This is a genomic window from Agromyces sp. NPDC029043, from assembly GCF_055564615.1.
Map to the genome: position 1 here is coordinate 40,862 of NZ_JBVHVX010000026.1, position 13,834 is coordinate 54,695.

Annotated in this window: 12 protein-coding genes and 1 pseudogene; 10 read left to right on the forward strand and 3 right to left on the reverse strand. The window is 63.7% G+C overall.

Annotated elements, in window-relative coordinates:
* Positions 1 to 67 precede the first annotated feature (67 nt).
* The gene (locus ACZ4TW_RS22000; RefSeq protein WP_465546403.1) at positions 68 to 1,222 is read right to left on the reverse strand and encodes an intradiol ring-cleavage dioxygenase; all 1,155 of its coding nucleotides are present in this window, start codon (positions 1,220 to 1,222) and stop codon (positions 68 to 70) included.
* A 47-nt stretch (positions 1,223 to 1,269) separates the two neighbouring features.
* On the opposite strand from ACZ4TW_RS22000, the gene ACZ4TW_RS22005 reads away from it, so the two are divergent.
* From ACZ4TW_RS22005 to ACZ4TW_RS22020, 4 genes are all read left to right on the forward strand, one after another.
* Positions 1,270 to 1,440 (forward strand): hypothetical protein, encoded by a 171-nt coding sequence (locus tag ACZ4TW_RS22005; protein ID WP_465546405.1) that lies wholly within the window; start codon positions 1,270 to 1,272, stop codon positions 1,438 to 1,440.
* 79 nt (positions 1,441 to 1,519) lie between these two features.
* Positions 1,520 to 1,876, forward strand: coding sequence for a YciI family protein (locus ACZ4TW_RS22010; RefSeq protein ID WP_465546407.1), 357 nt, complete (start codon positions 1,520 to 1,522; stop codon positions 1,874 to 1,876).
* Positions 1,877 to 2,099: 223 nt separating this feature from the next.
* Positions 2,100 to 3,104 carry a DUF6596 domain-containing protein gene (locus ACZ4TW_RS22015; protein ID WP_465546409.1) on the forward strand — a complete coding sequence of 335 codons (1,005 nt, stop codon included), beginning with the start codon at positions 2,100 to 2,102 and terminating at the stop codon, positions 3,102 to 3,104.
* A 15-nt stretch (positions 3,105 to 3,119) separates the two neighbouring features.
* A complete protein-coding gene (locus ACZ4TW_RS22020) occupies positions 3,120 to 4,619 on the forward strand; it encodes a phospholipase D-like domain-containing protein (RefSeq protein WP_465546411.1) in 1,500 nt (499 codons plus the stop codon).
* A gap of 44 nt (positions 4,620 to 4,663) precedes the next feature.
* Here ACZ4TW_RS22020 and ACZ4TW_RS22025 read toward each other — a convergent pair whose 3' ends face one another.
* Entirely contained in the window at positions 4,664 to 5,017 is a 354-nt protein-coding gene (locus ACZ4TW_RS22025; protein ID WP_465546413.1) for a hypothetical protein, read from the reverse strand.
* 109 nt (positions 5,018 to 5,126) lie between these two features.
* Positions 5,127 to 7,457: an endopeptidase La gene (lon, locus tag ACZ4TW_RS22030; protein ID WP_465546415.1), complete on the reverse strand. Its 2,331-nt coding sequence runs from the start codon at positions 7,455 to 7,457 to the stop codon at positions 5,127 to 5,129.
* A 178-nt stretch (positions 7,458 to 7,635) separates the two neighbouring features.
* Between lon and ACZ4TW_RS22035 the strand changes: the two genes are divergently transcribed.
* The 6 genes and pseudogenes from ACZ4TW_RS22035 (at position 7,636) to ACZ4TW_RS22060 (ending at position 13,744) form a co-directional block, all read left to right on the forward strand.
* Complete coding sequence (locus ACZ4TW_RS22035; protein ID WP_006369927.1) at positions 7,636 to 8,361, forward strand: TnsA-like heteromeric transposase endonuclease subunit; 726 nt, start codon at positions 7,636 to 7,638, stop codon at positions 8,359 to 8,361.
* Complete coding sequence (locus tag ACZ4TW_RS22040; protein WP_079931101.1) at positions 8,358 to 10,367, forward strand: helix-turn-helix domain-containing protein; 2,010 nt, start codon at positions 8,358 to 8,360, stop codon at positions 10,365 to 10,367. Before ACZ4TW_RS22035 ends, ACZ4TW_RS22040 begins: the two co-directional genes overlap by 4 nt.
* A gap of 62 nt (positions 10,368 to 10,429) precedes the next feature.
* Positions 10,430 to 11,437: an ATP-binding protein gene (locus ACZ4TW_RS22045; RefSeq protein ID WP_010844933.1), complete on the forward strand. Its 1,008-nt coding sequence runs from the start codon at positions 10,430 to 10,432 to the stop codon at positions 11,435 to 11,437.
* A pseudogene (locus tag ACZ4TW_RS22050) lies at positions 11,403 to 11,885 on the forward strand (TniQ family protein); the annotation flags it as partial. The gene ACZ4TW_RS22045 and the pseudogene ACZ4TW_RS22050, both read left to right, overlap by 35 nt.
* Positions 11,886 to 12,044: 159 nt before the next feature.
* Entirely contained in the window at positions 12,045 to 13,097 is a 1,053-nt protein-coding gene (locus tag ACZ4TW_RS22055; protein WP_020169780.1) for a hypothetical protein, read from the forward strand.
* Positions 13,098 to 13,393: 296 nt separating this feature from the next.
* The gene (locus ACZ4TW_RS22060; protein ID WP_010844931.1) at positions 13,394 to 13,744 is read left to right on the forward strand and encodes a hypothetical protein; all 351 of its coding nucleotides are present in this window, start codon (positions 13,394 to 13,396) and stop codon (positions 13,742 to 13,744) included.
* The last annotated feature ends 90 nt before the right edge of the window (positions 13,745 to 13,834 follow it).

The following is a 13,834-nucleotide window of genomic DNA, read 5'->3' on the forward strand; positions in this document are numbered from 1 at the left end:
AGAAAAAAGTTGAGCGAAGTACGCTCAAACACCCTCGGTGATGCACACGCGCACGCGCCGACACGGGTCAGCCCGGGGAGTCCGACACCCCCAGTTTCAGACCGGCGTAGACCGTGCCGCCCTGCCGCTCCGCGGAGGTGAGCCCAGTGGCGTCGTAGATGGTGTCGGTGTTGTTCCTCGTGTCCCGACCGGTGTGGGTGTCATACGGGCTCACGGTGGAGTAGATCGAGTCGTTGAGCGTGTCGTCGAAGTAGATCTGACCGGTCAGTGCAGTCTTTTTGTCGATGTGAACACGGCAGTGAATGTGGACCGTCCGGCCGTGGTACCAACCCGGGTACACCGTGGTGAAGTGGACGAAGCCGTTCTCGTCGGTAGGCTGGGCGCCACGCAGGTAGAGATTGTCGTCGGTGGTGGTGCTCTGCGGGTCACCCTCGGAGTACGAGCCGGCGGAGAGATTTCCGGTCGCCTCGCCGAAGCCACCTCCAGCGGGCGGGCCGCCCTGTTGTCCGCCTCCCTGCTGACCGCCATTCGGTGGCGGACCGCCGGCGGGGCCACCTTGACCGCCACCACCGCCGTTCGCGCTACGCGATCCCTCTTCGAAGCCCGAGTAGACCCCGGTCGCGTCGCAATGCCAGATCTCGACGACGGCATCACGTACCGGATTGCCGCCACCCGCCGGGGTACAGCCGTCTAGATCAATGACCCGCAGGCCGAGTTCGAGCGGCAACCCCGGCTTTCCCTCGGTGATATCCGAACGGATGTAGTCCACGTCGAACCAGTAGGGCCCCTCGGTGACGTCCTTGGTCATCGGACAGGCCGGGGTCGTGTCGATCAAGGTGGTGAGGGTCGTCTTCGCCGCAGCAGGCAGCGACGTCGACGCCGCCGAGCTCGCCGCGACCGACGACGATCCACTGCTGTCCGCGGTCGAGGAGTTCACGCCACATGCGGCGAGGAATCCAGCGAGACTGAGCGAACCGGCACCGGCCAGCAGCGAACGACGACTTGCGACGACACCGTCCAGCGCACTGGGGGCAGTATCGCGAAGATCTGACTCGGAACCCGAATTATGCTGCTGCCGTTCACCTTTGGTTAGTCGTTTACCATTTTCTTGGGCTGTCATGACGCCGACTTTACGCAGGAAACCTGCGGATTCGTTGGGAATTTCCTGCTGACTCCGCAACGTGACGCCGACAGCTGAGTAACGCCAGACCGGGCGCGCCACGAAGTGTAGAGAAAGGGATCGTTAGCAACGCTACCGAAAGGCCTTTCGTGGACCGCCGCACGCTCGCATTCATCGCACTGGCCGTCTCCATGCTCTACGGCGTGGGATTCACCGTCACGCACAGCTCCGGGTATGCGACATTCGGCGGGGTGGCCGTCGCGACCCTGTGGATCGCAGTCGGGGTCTTCGGCCGGGACAACGATCGGGATTCGCGGTAGGTGTCGATATCCGCACCCTTCGTACGTCATCCTGTTGGGTGGAACGTCCGCCTGGAAGACATCGAGAGGACCAACAGCGATGAAGTATTTGGTGTTGCTCGCAGGTGACGGCGAGGTGCCGCCGTGGACCGAGATGACCGAGGCGGAGCAGGCCCAGCTCCTCACACGCTTCGGCGAGTTCGACGAGGCGTGCTCGGCGCGTGACGGCGTGGAGATCCTGAGCGGCGAACCCCTTCAGGAGGGTGCAACCGCGACCAGCGTGCGGACCCGCGGCGGCGAGGTGATCGTCACCGAGGGGCCCTACGCCGAGGCCTTCGAGGGATTGGGCGGCTACTACCTGATGGAAGTACCCGATCTCGATGTACTGCTGGAGTTGATCCGGTTGCTGCCGCCGTATGACATGGAGTTGCGTCCGGCCGGAATGCCGGAAGGCTGACATCGACGACGACGCGCTCGGGCGGGTGTATCGGTCCGAGTGGCCGCATCTGCTCGGGCGCCTCGTCGCGTGGTCCGGCCGGATCGACCTGGCAGAGGACGCACTCGCCGACGCCTTCTCTGCCGCTGCCGGGACCTGGGGTGATAACCCGCCGACGAACCCGCCCGGATGGCTGTTCACGGCCGCACGCCGTCGCATCGTCGACGCCATCCGGCATGAACAGATGGCGCGTGGACGGCAACATCTGATCGCCACGCCGGTCGTGCAACCCGCCGAGGTGACCTCACCCGATGCGGTCGATGACCGACTCCGATTGCTCTGGCTCGCGACACATCCCGCGTTGGCACCGGAGATCCGGCCGGCGCTGGCGCTGCGGTTCGTCTTGGGCGTGCCGACGACGCAGATAGCCCGTGTCTTCCTGGTACCCGACGCCACCATGGCGGCCCGGCTGACTCGGGCCAAGCGTCGAATCAGCAAGGCGGGACTGCGTTTTGATCTCGAACCGGACGACATCGCGTGGCGGGATCGCGACGACGACGTCGCCCGGTCCCTCATGCTCGCCTTCACCGCCGCCTACCTCGGCGGTGACGCGGCGTCGGACCTTGCCGACGACACCGCAGGCCTCACGGTGCTGGCGGCCGATACCGTGCCGGGGTGCGCCGCCCTCTCGGCGCTCGCGGCGCTCGTCCGGCTGCAGCACGCCCGCCGTCATGCGCGTCACCAGTCCGACGGGACACTGGTCACCCTCGCCGCCCAGGATCGATCTCGCTGGGTTCGCGCCGAAATCGTCGACGGCCTGCGCCGTTTCGCTGCGGTGGAACCCACGCAGGGATTCGCCGAGGAACTCCGGTTGATGGCGTGTGTGGCCGCATTGCATGCCGTCGCGCCCGACGCCCCGTCAACGGATTGGCAGCGCATCGATGCGGTCTACGAGCGACTCGAACAGCTCACCGGGTCGCCGATGGTGCGGCTCAATCGTGCGGCGACCCGCGCACTGGCCGGCGACGGTGCCGGCATCAACCTGCTCGACGACCTTGATCCCATCCTGCAGCACCATCACCGCGTCGCCGTCGTCCGAGCCGAATTACTGTACTCGGCAGGCGATCTGAGGTGTGCGCGAGACGCCCTGGACACAGCGCTGGAACAGTGCCCACCCGGCCCCGAACGCGACCACATCGTCCGGCGTCGCGCCGAGCTCGACGTCCTTGCCAGTCCCTCGACACCGTGATGACAGACTCAGTCCATGGACGACGCCCAGGCATCACCCACGAGCGACGACACCGCCTTGCTGCGTGCCGGTGAGAACTGCTACGGCATCGGCCACGCCGATCGCCTGGCCTGCATCATCGACGCCGCCGACTATTTCCGTCACGCGAAGGCGGCAATGCTCAACGCGCAACGCCGGATCATCCTGATCGGGTGGGACTTCGACACCCGCATCCACTTCGAGCCCGAGGGCACCACCCTCGAGGGCCCCGACGAGTTGGGCGAGTTCCTGGAGTGGCTGCTGAAGCGCGAACCGGACCTGGACATCCGGTTGCTCAAGTGGAGCGTCGGCGCACTCACCGCGATCGGCCGGGGGATGGCGCCGGTGTTCCTCACCAACCTCATCTCCCACCATCGCATCGACCTACAGATCGACACCGCACATCCGTTGCGCGGGGCTCATCACCAGAAGATCATCGTCATCGACGATCAGGTGGCGTTCTGCGGCGGTATCGACATGACGGTCGACCGGTGGGACCGACGAGATCATCTCGACGACAACGCGCGACGCATCGAACCCGGCGGGAAGTCCTACGGCCCGTGGCATGACGCGACGACCGCCGTCGACGGCGCGGCGGCACGCCTCGTCGGCGACGTGGCCCGGGAACGGTGGCGGGCGGCCACCGGCACCGAGTTGGCACCGATCCCCGCCACCGACCGCGACCCGTGGCCCGCCGACCTGTCACCCACGCTGAGATCGGTCGACGTCGCGGTGGCGCGGACCCTGCCCGAACTCCGGGACCGCCGCGAGGTCCGGGAGATCGAACAGCTGTACCTCAGCGTGATCGCCGGTGCTCGCGACTTCCTCTACATCGAGAGCCAGTACCTCGCGGCCCGCGGACTCGTCGAGGCGTTGGCCGCGCGGTTGGCCGAACCCGACGGCCCCGAGATCGTCGTCGTGCTCCCCCGCACTGCCGACGGATGGCTGGAACGCAAGGCGATGGACGCCGCGCGGCGTCGACTCCTGCACGTGCTCTGGGAAGCCGATCACGCCAACAGGTTTCGCGCGTTCTATCCGGTGACCGATGCCGGCGAACCCATCTACGTGCACGCCAAGATCCTGGTCATGGACGATGTGCTGCTGCGCGTCGGGTCGTCGAATCTGAACAACCGATCGATGGGATTGGACAGCGAATGTGACCTCGCGGTCCACATCACCGACGACAATCCGGCGGCCACGCAGAAGCGAGCGGCGATCGCCGCGATCCGTGATGGCCTCATCGCCGAACACCTCGGTGTCACGCCCGATGCCGTCCGCTCCGAGCTGGGTGAACGGAGATCACTGATCGCGGCCATCGACGCATTGCGTGGCGACCGACGACGCCTCGTCGACTTCGACGCCGCGACGGTGAGCGACGAGGAATCGGTCCTCGGTGAGAACGACCTGATGGACCCCGAGACGGCTCGAGGCAACCCGACGCTCACGCGGGTGATCCGATTCCTCGCCGGTCAGCCGTTCGCTCGCGCGCAACGCTGACCGCGTCGGCCGTCGGCCGTCGACCCGAGACGTGCGGCGGCCCGTTATGCCCTGGGCGACAACGCGTCTCCCGGGAATCCGCGCACGGGATGGACGTCGACTCGGAAGATGCCAGCCTGCACGGCCGGGTCGTCGTTCATGAGGGCGGTGGTGGTCTCGGCGTCGCGGTCGAAGACGCCGATGCCGCAGACGTCCGTGTCGTCGGACACGGACAGGATCACCGCCAGCGCACCGGCGGCGCGGAGCGCAAAGTTGCGGCGGCTGTGCTCCCAGATGAGGGGTTTGGCCTCGGCGGTGCCGTACTTCGGTCCGGGACGCAGGATCACCACGGTGTAGCTCTGGGCGTACTGCAGGATTGTCCGCATCTCTTCGTCGGTGACGGTGGACAGGTCGGTCATCACGGCTCCTTGGATCGCGCGGCACGCGCGATGCCGCGGCCGACAACGCCGACGGGCCGTGCCGACAATTATCGTCGGCACGGCCCGTGTGTGCGGCGCTATCGTCAGATCAGGCGGCAGCGGTCACGGTGTCGGCTGCGGGCTCGAGGGCCCGCACCACGATCTCCGCGACGTCGGTCATCGCCTTGACCTCCAGCTCGTCGAGGATCTCGGCGGGAACGTCGTCGAGATCGGGCTCGTTGCGCTGCGGGATGAAGATGGTCTTCAGTCCGTTGCGTTGTGCGGCAAGCAGTTTCTGCTTGACGCCGCCGATCGGGAGGACGCGGCCGTTGAGCGTGACCTCACCGGTCATGCCGACATCGGCGCGGACCTTGCGTCCGGTGGCCATCGACACGATCGCGGTGACCATGGTGACACCTGCGCTCGGCCCGTCCTTGGGCACCGCACCGGCGGGCACGTGGACGTGAATGGTCTTGTCCAGCAGGGTCGGATCGACACCGAGTTCCTGAGCGTGCGCGCGGACGTAGGAGAGCGCGATCTGCGCGGACTCCTTCATCACGTCACCGAGTTGTCCGGTCAGCTTGAGGCCGGCTTCGCCCGGCGTCGAGTTGACCTCGATGAACAGCACGTCGCCACCCATCCCGGTGACCGCCAGGCCGGTGGCCACGCCGGGGACCGCGGTGCGCTCCTCGGATTCGGGGGTGAACCGCGGGCGACCCAGGTACTCGGTCAGGTCGCCGACGTCGACGGTGACCGGCGTTGTGGCGCTTCCGTTCTCGACCTTGGTCGCCACCTTGCGCAACGCCTTGGCGAGCAGCCGCTCGAACTGGCGCACACCCGGTTCGCGGGTGTAGTTCGCGGCGACCTCACGCAGGGCGTCATCGGTGACGACGAGTTCGTCGTCGTTCAGGGCCGCGCGCTCGGCCTGCCGCGGGAGCAGGTAATCGCGCGCGATGGCGACCTTGTCGTCCTCGGTGTAGCCGTCGATGGTCACCAGTTCCATCCGGTCCAGCAACGCCGACGGGATGTTCTCGACCACGTTGGCGGTGGCCAGGAATAGGACGTCGGAGAGGTCCAGATCCAGATCGAGGTAGTGATCGCGGAAGGTGTGGTTCTGCGCGGGGTCGAGGACCTCGAGCAGCGCGGCCGCCGGGTCACCCCGGTAGTCCGAGCCCACCTTGTCGATCTCATCAAGCAGCACAACGGGATTCATCGATCCCGCCTCGCCGATGGCACGGACGATCCGGCCGGGCAGCGCACCCACGTAGGTGCGACGGTGACCGCGGATCTCCGCCTCGTCGCGCACGCCACCGAGGGCGACCCGCACGAACTTCCGGCCGAGCGCGCGGGCGACGGACTCACCCAACGACGTCTTGCCGACGCCGGGAGGGCCCGCGAGCACCATGACGGCACCCGAGCCACGGCCGCCCACGACCTGCAGGCCGCGCTCGGCGCGGCGCGCACGCACCGCGAGGTATTCGACAATCCGATCCTTCACGTCGTCGAGACCGTGATGATCGGCGTCGAGGATCTCGCGGGCGCCCTTGATGTCGGTGGAGTCGTCGGTGCGGGTGTTCCACGGCAGGTCGAGGACGGTGTCGAGCCAGGTGCGGATCCAGCTGGTCTCCGGTGACTGATCGCTGGCACGCTCGAGTTTGCCCACCTCGCGCAGCGCGGCTTCGCGCACTTTCTCGGGAAGGTCGGCGGCTTCCACGCGACCGCGGTAGTCGTCGGCGCCCTTGGGCTCGTCCTCGCCGAGTTCCTTGCGGATGGCGTTGAGCTGCTGGCGGAGCAGGAATTCCTTCTGCTGCTTCTCCATACCCGAGCGGACATCGTCGGCGATCTTGTCGCTGACCTCCGTCTCCGCGATGTGCTCACCGGTCCACTCGATGAGCGAGCGCAGCCGCGCAGCGATGTCCGGGGTCTCGAGCAGTTCACGCTTCTGCTCGTCGGTGAGCCACGACGAGTAACCCGAGGTGTCGGCGAGCGCCGACGGATCGGTCATCTTGTTGACGGCGTCGATGATCTGCCAGGCCTCACGCCGCTGCAGCATCGCGAGCACGAGCTTCTTGTACTCGGCGGCAAGTGTCTTGATCTCGTCGGTGATCTCCGCGTCGTCGACCTCGGTGACCTCGACCCACAAGGCGTTGCCGTTGCCGGGTGTTCCGGTGCCGATCTGGGCACGCTTGTCGCCCTTCACGACAGCGGCGGTCTGGCCACCGGGGATACGCCCGACCTGCACGATCGATGCGATCACGCCATAGGTCGGGTAACGGTCGTCCAGGCGCGGCGCAACCAGCAGTTTCCCGGACTCGGTGGCCCGGGCCGCGTCCACGGTTGCCTGAGCAGCGTCGTCGAGCGGGATCGGCACAACCATGCCGGGCAGGACGACGGTCTCGGGAACGAAGAGGACGGGCAGTGAATAAGTCTTGTCAGACATGCAACCTCCAAAGTTCAGTCTGGCTGACTCAACTCAGGTGGCGGGATGTTTGTTCCCGGGAGGGTTTCTGCCGTGGGCGAAACGAACTGTAGCTTCTCACCGAACGTGTCATTTTCTCATCGGCTTGTCATAGGCGTGTCATCGTTCTCATCGGGCTGTCATGCGGCACGATAGCAAAATGCCTGATCAGATCGGTGCGACCGAGATTCGCTTCGTTACCGAAGCCGGTGACGAGACCATCAGTCAGGTCAGGGATCACTCGATCAGCTCGATGGCCCGAGCCCAGCCAGTGCGCCTGCCACCGTCCCACGCCGGCCAACGCCACTATCCAGGTCTTTTTTGGACCCGTACAACAGCCGACCACGTGGTTTACGAAAGCCTTCTCGAACGCGACCGCATCTTGCTTGCCGACTTCGATCCCGAAGTCGTTTGGATCACGGCGCAACCTTTCTGGATCACCGGCGACGACAGAGGTACCGGCCGACGCCACTGTCCCGATCTCCTACTGACGCGGGCTGATGGGTCATATTTGGTCGTGGACGTCAAGAATCCACGAATCGCGCAGAAAGACGAGGTCAAGGCCGTGTTCACGTGGACCAAGGTGGTGTCCAAGCGCCTCTCCGCCGATTATGAGGTTTGGACCGGCGAGGACTCGGCGTTGATCAACAACATCAGATTCGCTTCTCAGGCTCGCCGCGAGTCGCGCGCGGCCCTGTTCCAGACGGTGCTCGAACGATTTCCAGAGGAGCTCTCAATCGCGCACGCTGAAGCCACACTCGCAGCCGAGCGGATTGCACGGCCTCGACACATCGTCCTCGAGCTTCTGTGGACGGGCACCTTCACGGCCGATCTCACCCGGCCATTCGGCGACAACACCTTGATCCATCGAGCCGAGGCCGTATGAGCAACACTTATCGACTTGCTGTTGGCGATCGGGTGTGGATCGACGGATCCGTGGTCCGCATAGTCGAGATCAGCGACAGTCGGTCGATAGTCGAATCGGATCGCGGCACACGAGCGGTGAGCACTCCACACCTCGTGAGGTCTTCTCAGCCGCTCGACGCACCTCGCAGGCCCTGCGAGACGTCCGGACAACTGCTTTCGAATCTTACGAAGAAACAGCAAGAGACTTACAACGCACGGCTCGCCGTCGTCGAAGCAGTACTGGAGATGCATCACAACAGCGGCGACTCTATCGGTCGCAGCTCCGAAACGGTCGCTCTCGCACACAACATGTCTGACCGCACCGTCAAACGCTGGGTGAAGGCGTATCAAGAGTCAGGACCAGCCGGCCTCGTCGAAGCAAGGAAGCAGCGCTCGCCGATCGACCCACTCTGGCGGGAGGCGTGCCTCGACGTACTCAATCGGTACACACGCGAATCCACACCCAGCAGAAACATAGTAATCGACCAGGCCAACAATCTGCTGACCGAGCGGTGTGGCGCCGATCTGGCGCCCACCCCATCCAATGCGACCGCCTACCGCTGGCTGGACGAGCTCTCCAAGGGTCGCTATTCATTTGGCAGCGGAAAGGCACGGCGAATCGCCGCCGACCGGCCGGAGGCCCCGTATGGCCGTTTGCGCGCCACGCGCCCCGGAGAGTACTTCGTACTCGACACAACGCGCCTCGACGTGTTCGCGATGGAGCCGATCACGCTGCGTTGGGTGCCGGTCGAACTCACTGTGGCGCAAGACCTCTATACACGCTGCATTGTCGGTCTGCGCCTGACCCCGATTTCAACCAAGGCAATCGACGTGGCCAATGTGTTACACCAGTCGGTCACGCCCCAAGAACCGGTCGACGACGGAGCGTGGCCGTTTCACGGCGTGCCTAGTTCGATCGCAATCGAACGCGACGACCCGACCGCAGACGATGCCACTCCGAGCATCCCAGGCTGCCTACCCGAGTCAATCGTTGTTGACCATGGCAAGATCTACCTCTCGCACCATGTCAGATCCGCCTGTGCGCGACTCGGAATCTCGATTCAGCCTGCGATCGTAAAGAAGGCGTCAGACAAGCCAACTGTCGAACGCTTCTTCAAGACCATTCGGCTCGGCCTGCTTCAGCAACTGCCGGGCTACAAGGGACCCGACGTCTATCACCGCGGTGAAGACATTGAGAGTCAAGCGTTCTACTACGTCGCCGAGCTTGAGTCGATAATTCGCGAGTGGACAGCTCGGGTGTACCACCGGTCGAAACACGAAGGCTTGTGTCTCCCTGAGACGCCCGGCCTCGAGCTATCACCGCTCGAAATGTACGAGATCGGCCTGGCTCGCGCCGGTGGACTCACCATCCCGTCCTCACCGGACCTTGCGTACGAGTTTCTCAATGTGGAGTGGCGCACGATCCAGCACTATGGCATAGAAGTGGATGGGCGCCGATACGATGGCGCGGCGCTCAACCCTTACCGGAATAGCAAGTCCAACTTCGGTGGTCCGAAGGCTAGAAAATGGCCAATCCACATAGACAGCGGCGATGTTCGACGCGTGTACTTCCGCGACCCCTCATCTGGCAAATGGTCGCCTCTGGTCTGGGAGCACGCAGGTGGACTCGACCAGCCCTTCTCCTCGGACGCCGCCGACTACACCAAGCTTCTGGCCGTCCGCGAAAACCGGCATGTCGACCCACAGGACGCCGTCCGCAACCTCCTCGATGAGTGGTCCAAAGGCAACACCAAATCCAAGCGCGACCGCGCCCTCGCACGACGCCTGGCCAGCACCCGTTCCACGGCAAGCGATACTGGCGATGGCCAACCTGACGACGAGATTGCATCACTGCCAGGAGTTATCGACCTTCTCGCGAGGAGAGCAGAACGTCGCCCTCCAGGTTGGGATTTGGACGATGACCTCGATGTGTTTGAGAAGTACCAAGGTGCAGACGATTCGAGCTATGAGGTATTCGACGAATGAGTAACCCATGGGCACTATGGCTTCGAAACAATCAACCGCATCGCTACAACCTGGCGTCAAAAGTGGGCTGGCACGACTTCGTGCATTCGCCGCCGCGCGCGAGCCTGGAACTCCTCACGAAGGGACAGATCGCAGCGCTCAGCGACGACGAGCGCGAAGACTACAACGAAGCTCGCTTTGTATGGAATGCCAACCTCCCGACTGTCAAGACAGCTCAACTCACGCACGCCTTCGCTGTCATCGATCAAGTCATGGCGTCCAACCGTCGCGATGGCGACCGCCTCCGCGGATCGGTCGTGATCGACGCCCCGCCAGGTCTCGGTAAGACCACCATCGCCATCCGCTACGCAAGGCAGTTCCATCGAACTGCAATTCGCCGCCTCAGCAGCGAGACCGCCGCAGGCGATCAGCGTATTCCGGTCGCCTTCATCCCGCTCGATGCTGGAATCACCCTCAAGGGCCTGAACAGAAAGATCCTCGCCTTCTATGGCCATCTGGGGGTAGCTGGTGCGAATACTTCTGGTTTGGGTGCGCTCGCGGTCGACTGCGTACGGAGCTGCGAGACTCAGATAATTGTCATCGATGACCTTCACTTCATCGACTTTCGAGACCGTCACGGTCGCGAAGTAAGCAATCATCTGAAGGGCTTGGCCAACGAAATGGCGGTCACGTTCATTTACGTCGGTGTACGCCTCACAGAGAAGAAGTTCTTCGACGAGGGCCTGGGAGGCGATGACGGTGCCGTGTACGCACAGACTGCCCGCCGTGCCACACGTGCACGCGTCGCGCCGTTCAACACCGACTCCGATGCCAGCAACGTCGCCTGGATCTCGCTTCTCAACGCCCTCGAATTGCACCTAATGCTCGCCGCGCAAACGCCTGGGACACTATCCGATTTCGGCAAGGAACTCTTCCGCCGAACGCAAGGGCACATCGGTTCACTGACGAACCTGCTCGATCGGGCCGCCTATCTGGCTATTAAGACGGGCACCGAGCAAATTACTGCGAGCATCCTGGAGGAGGTCGTCGTTGACAATGCCGCTCAGCGGCTCACCACTCCCAAGAGGTGAGAGAACCGACGCGGAGCAACTACCCTCCGCAATTGCGATACCAGACGGGTACAACCCGCGGCGGCTTCCCATACTCGTCGCCCCCAGGGACGATGAGACCGCACCGAGTTGGCTGCGCCGTTTCGGCCACCGCTACGGACTCACCGCACGCGCGCTACTCCGAGAACTCGGGATTCCAACGAGTGCCTGGTCCCCCACACGAGTCTCTGCGCATATCGCTGAGCACAGTGATTTGATTGTGGATACGGTGGGGCTACCGGACGAACGAGCCCGATACCTCCGGGCAGGACTCATATCCGAGGCTGTTTCCGCATTTCGCACGCACTGGGAACGGTACGGTAAGTCTTCGGAATCGATGCCCCTCGACCCTTCCTACTGTCCCGAATGCCTTGCTCAGCAAGGATACTGGAACTCGACATGGTCACTGCCGCTACACCGCGTCTGTGTCGAACATGCGATCTTGATGCCTACCAACTGCCCTCGGTGCGCCGAGACGCCGTGGGCGGGCACGAGTTGGCCCAATAGCACCGACCCCAACTGGGCCTGTCCGCAGCGCGACAATCGCCCCCGAACACCAAGAACTCGACACGCATACTGCGGCCACGACTTGCGCGACGTCGAGTTCCGTAGGGTTGCCCCCGAGATCGTTGAAGCTCAGGTTTGGATTCTCGAACTCGCACGCGGTGCATCAGAGCCTTCGACGAACAGCTTTGGCGGTCAGCGGTTCAGTACACGCGAATACTTCGACGCGGCTCTGACGCTGGGCAAGCCCATTATGAGCTGTCAAGCAGCAAGCGACCCTGACGCCGCGTGCCTCGAGCAACTCCTCAAGGTAAAGTCCATCCTCTGCGAGGAGGACGTTCATGCGGCTCATTCGCTCGCCGTAGAGCAGAGCGTCCTTACTCCAGGAACCTGGCTTCTCAGGGACGGCCGAGATTTGCCCCGTAGTCGGACGAATGCGGTTATCGGCCACCTCGCCATCACCCCGCTCGCCGAAAAGCTATCGCCGACGGCACAACTGACGTTTCGAGTTGCTAGTGGGTGTGCCCGTTATCCGACGGCCCACGAGATCCCGGGCAACCACATTCCTCTCTCGTCGATACCTCAAGTTCACTGGACGGGATTCCGCGACTACACGACTGCGAAGGATCGCGCCGTCCTTTCCATGCTCCTTGCACGGTCTGGGACCGCGAGACCTTGGGGCCATATCGCTTTCGCGCTAGGACTGCCTCACGAATTCTCGCGCTACCCACCACTACTCATCCGCCAGATCAAGCGCAGCGGCGATTGGACCGACACCCTGGATCAGATCGAGAACCAGACCCGGGAACTGCTCACCGGCCCGCCTCCTATCGATTACCACCGCCGGCGGCTTCAACTTGCCAATCCAGATCTCACGATCTCCATTGCGAGAATTCTTAGCACGAGCCGCACGTTCAGAGCAGTGACTCCACACGCGCTAGCCGTCGCGATTTGGGAGGTCTACACCGGCGGGGCCGCCGAGTTCGCGACAGAATCGCTCTACTCTGAGGATTCCAACGACGGCGATCTCAGCTCGGCGCGCAACCTGGTACGCGAGCAGTGGTCCACAATCCGATCAAACAGCCTGTTGCCTGACCTGGGATTCGGCGAGGAGCCACTTGAATGGCGCCCACCTTGAAGGAGCTACGTGCAGACAGGACACTCCGGCAACAGATCTGACTCGCGCTCGTCAGTGGCTTCGAGAATGCCCTCACTCTACCGCGGAACGCTTGAGGCGGATCAGCACATGTGCCGCGCAGATGTCTACGAGGCGAATGAGTCATACCGACGCCACGGGCTCAAAGGAGTCGGGCAACTCAACTCACTGATGGAAATCCTCCTGCAGCACACCTTCAACGCCGCAAGTCCACGCTATACACCGTGGGAAATTGATCGAGAACCACCAGGGCGTGCAATCTCCCTGCCGCCGACGGCATGGCCGCCGAGTTCGGAACCGACCCTTGCGACACGCTACCCGGATGGTCCGACGAACTGGTAGTCGAACGCCTCGGTCTTGATCGGGCATCGCCCGCAGGGTCGCGCGAGGTGTGGGCATTCGTCGGCGTCGCTTGCAACAATGCCCATGTGAAGTTCCGTCGCCGCAACCTCGAAGCTCTTGGAAACCTCGTCGTGGGCAACCTCGGACGCGACGATGCCCAGAACGTCGACGAAGTTCGGTACTTCCCGTATCGCTCCAGCATGTACATCACTGAGTTCTTTCAAGAGTTGGAGACGGAGTACCAGCACGACGGCTCCACCCGCCACCGGTGGGTTGCCGACGTGTGACGTGTAAGGGCTCGGGACATGCTTGACGTCGTGTCGTCGGGACATCGTTGACGTCTCACGCTTGTCGGTGGTCGCAGTCAGAGTGTGGGG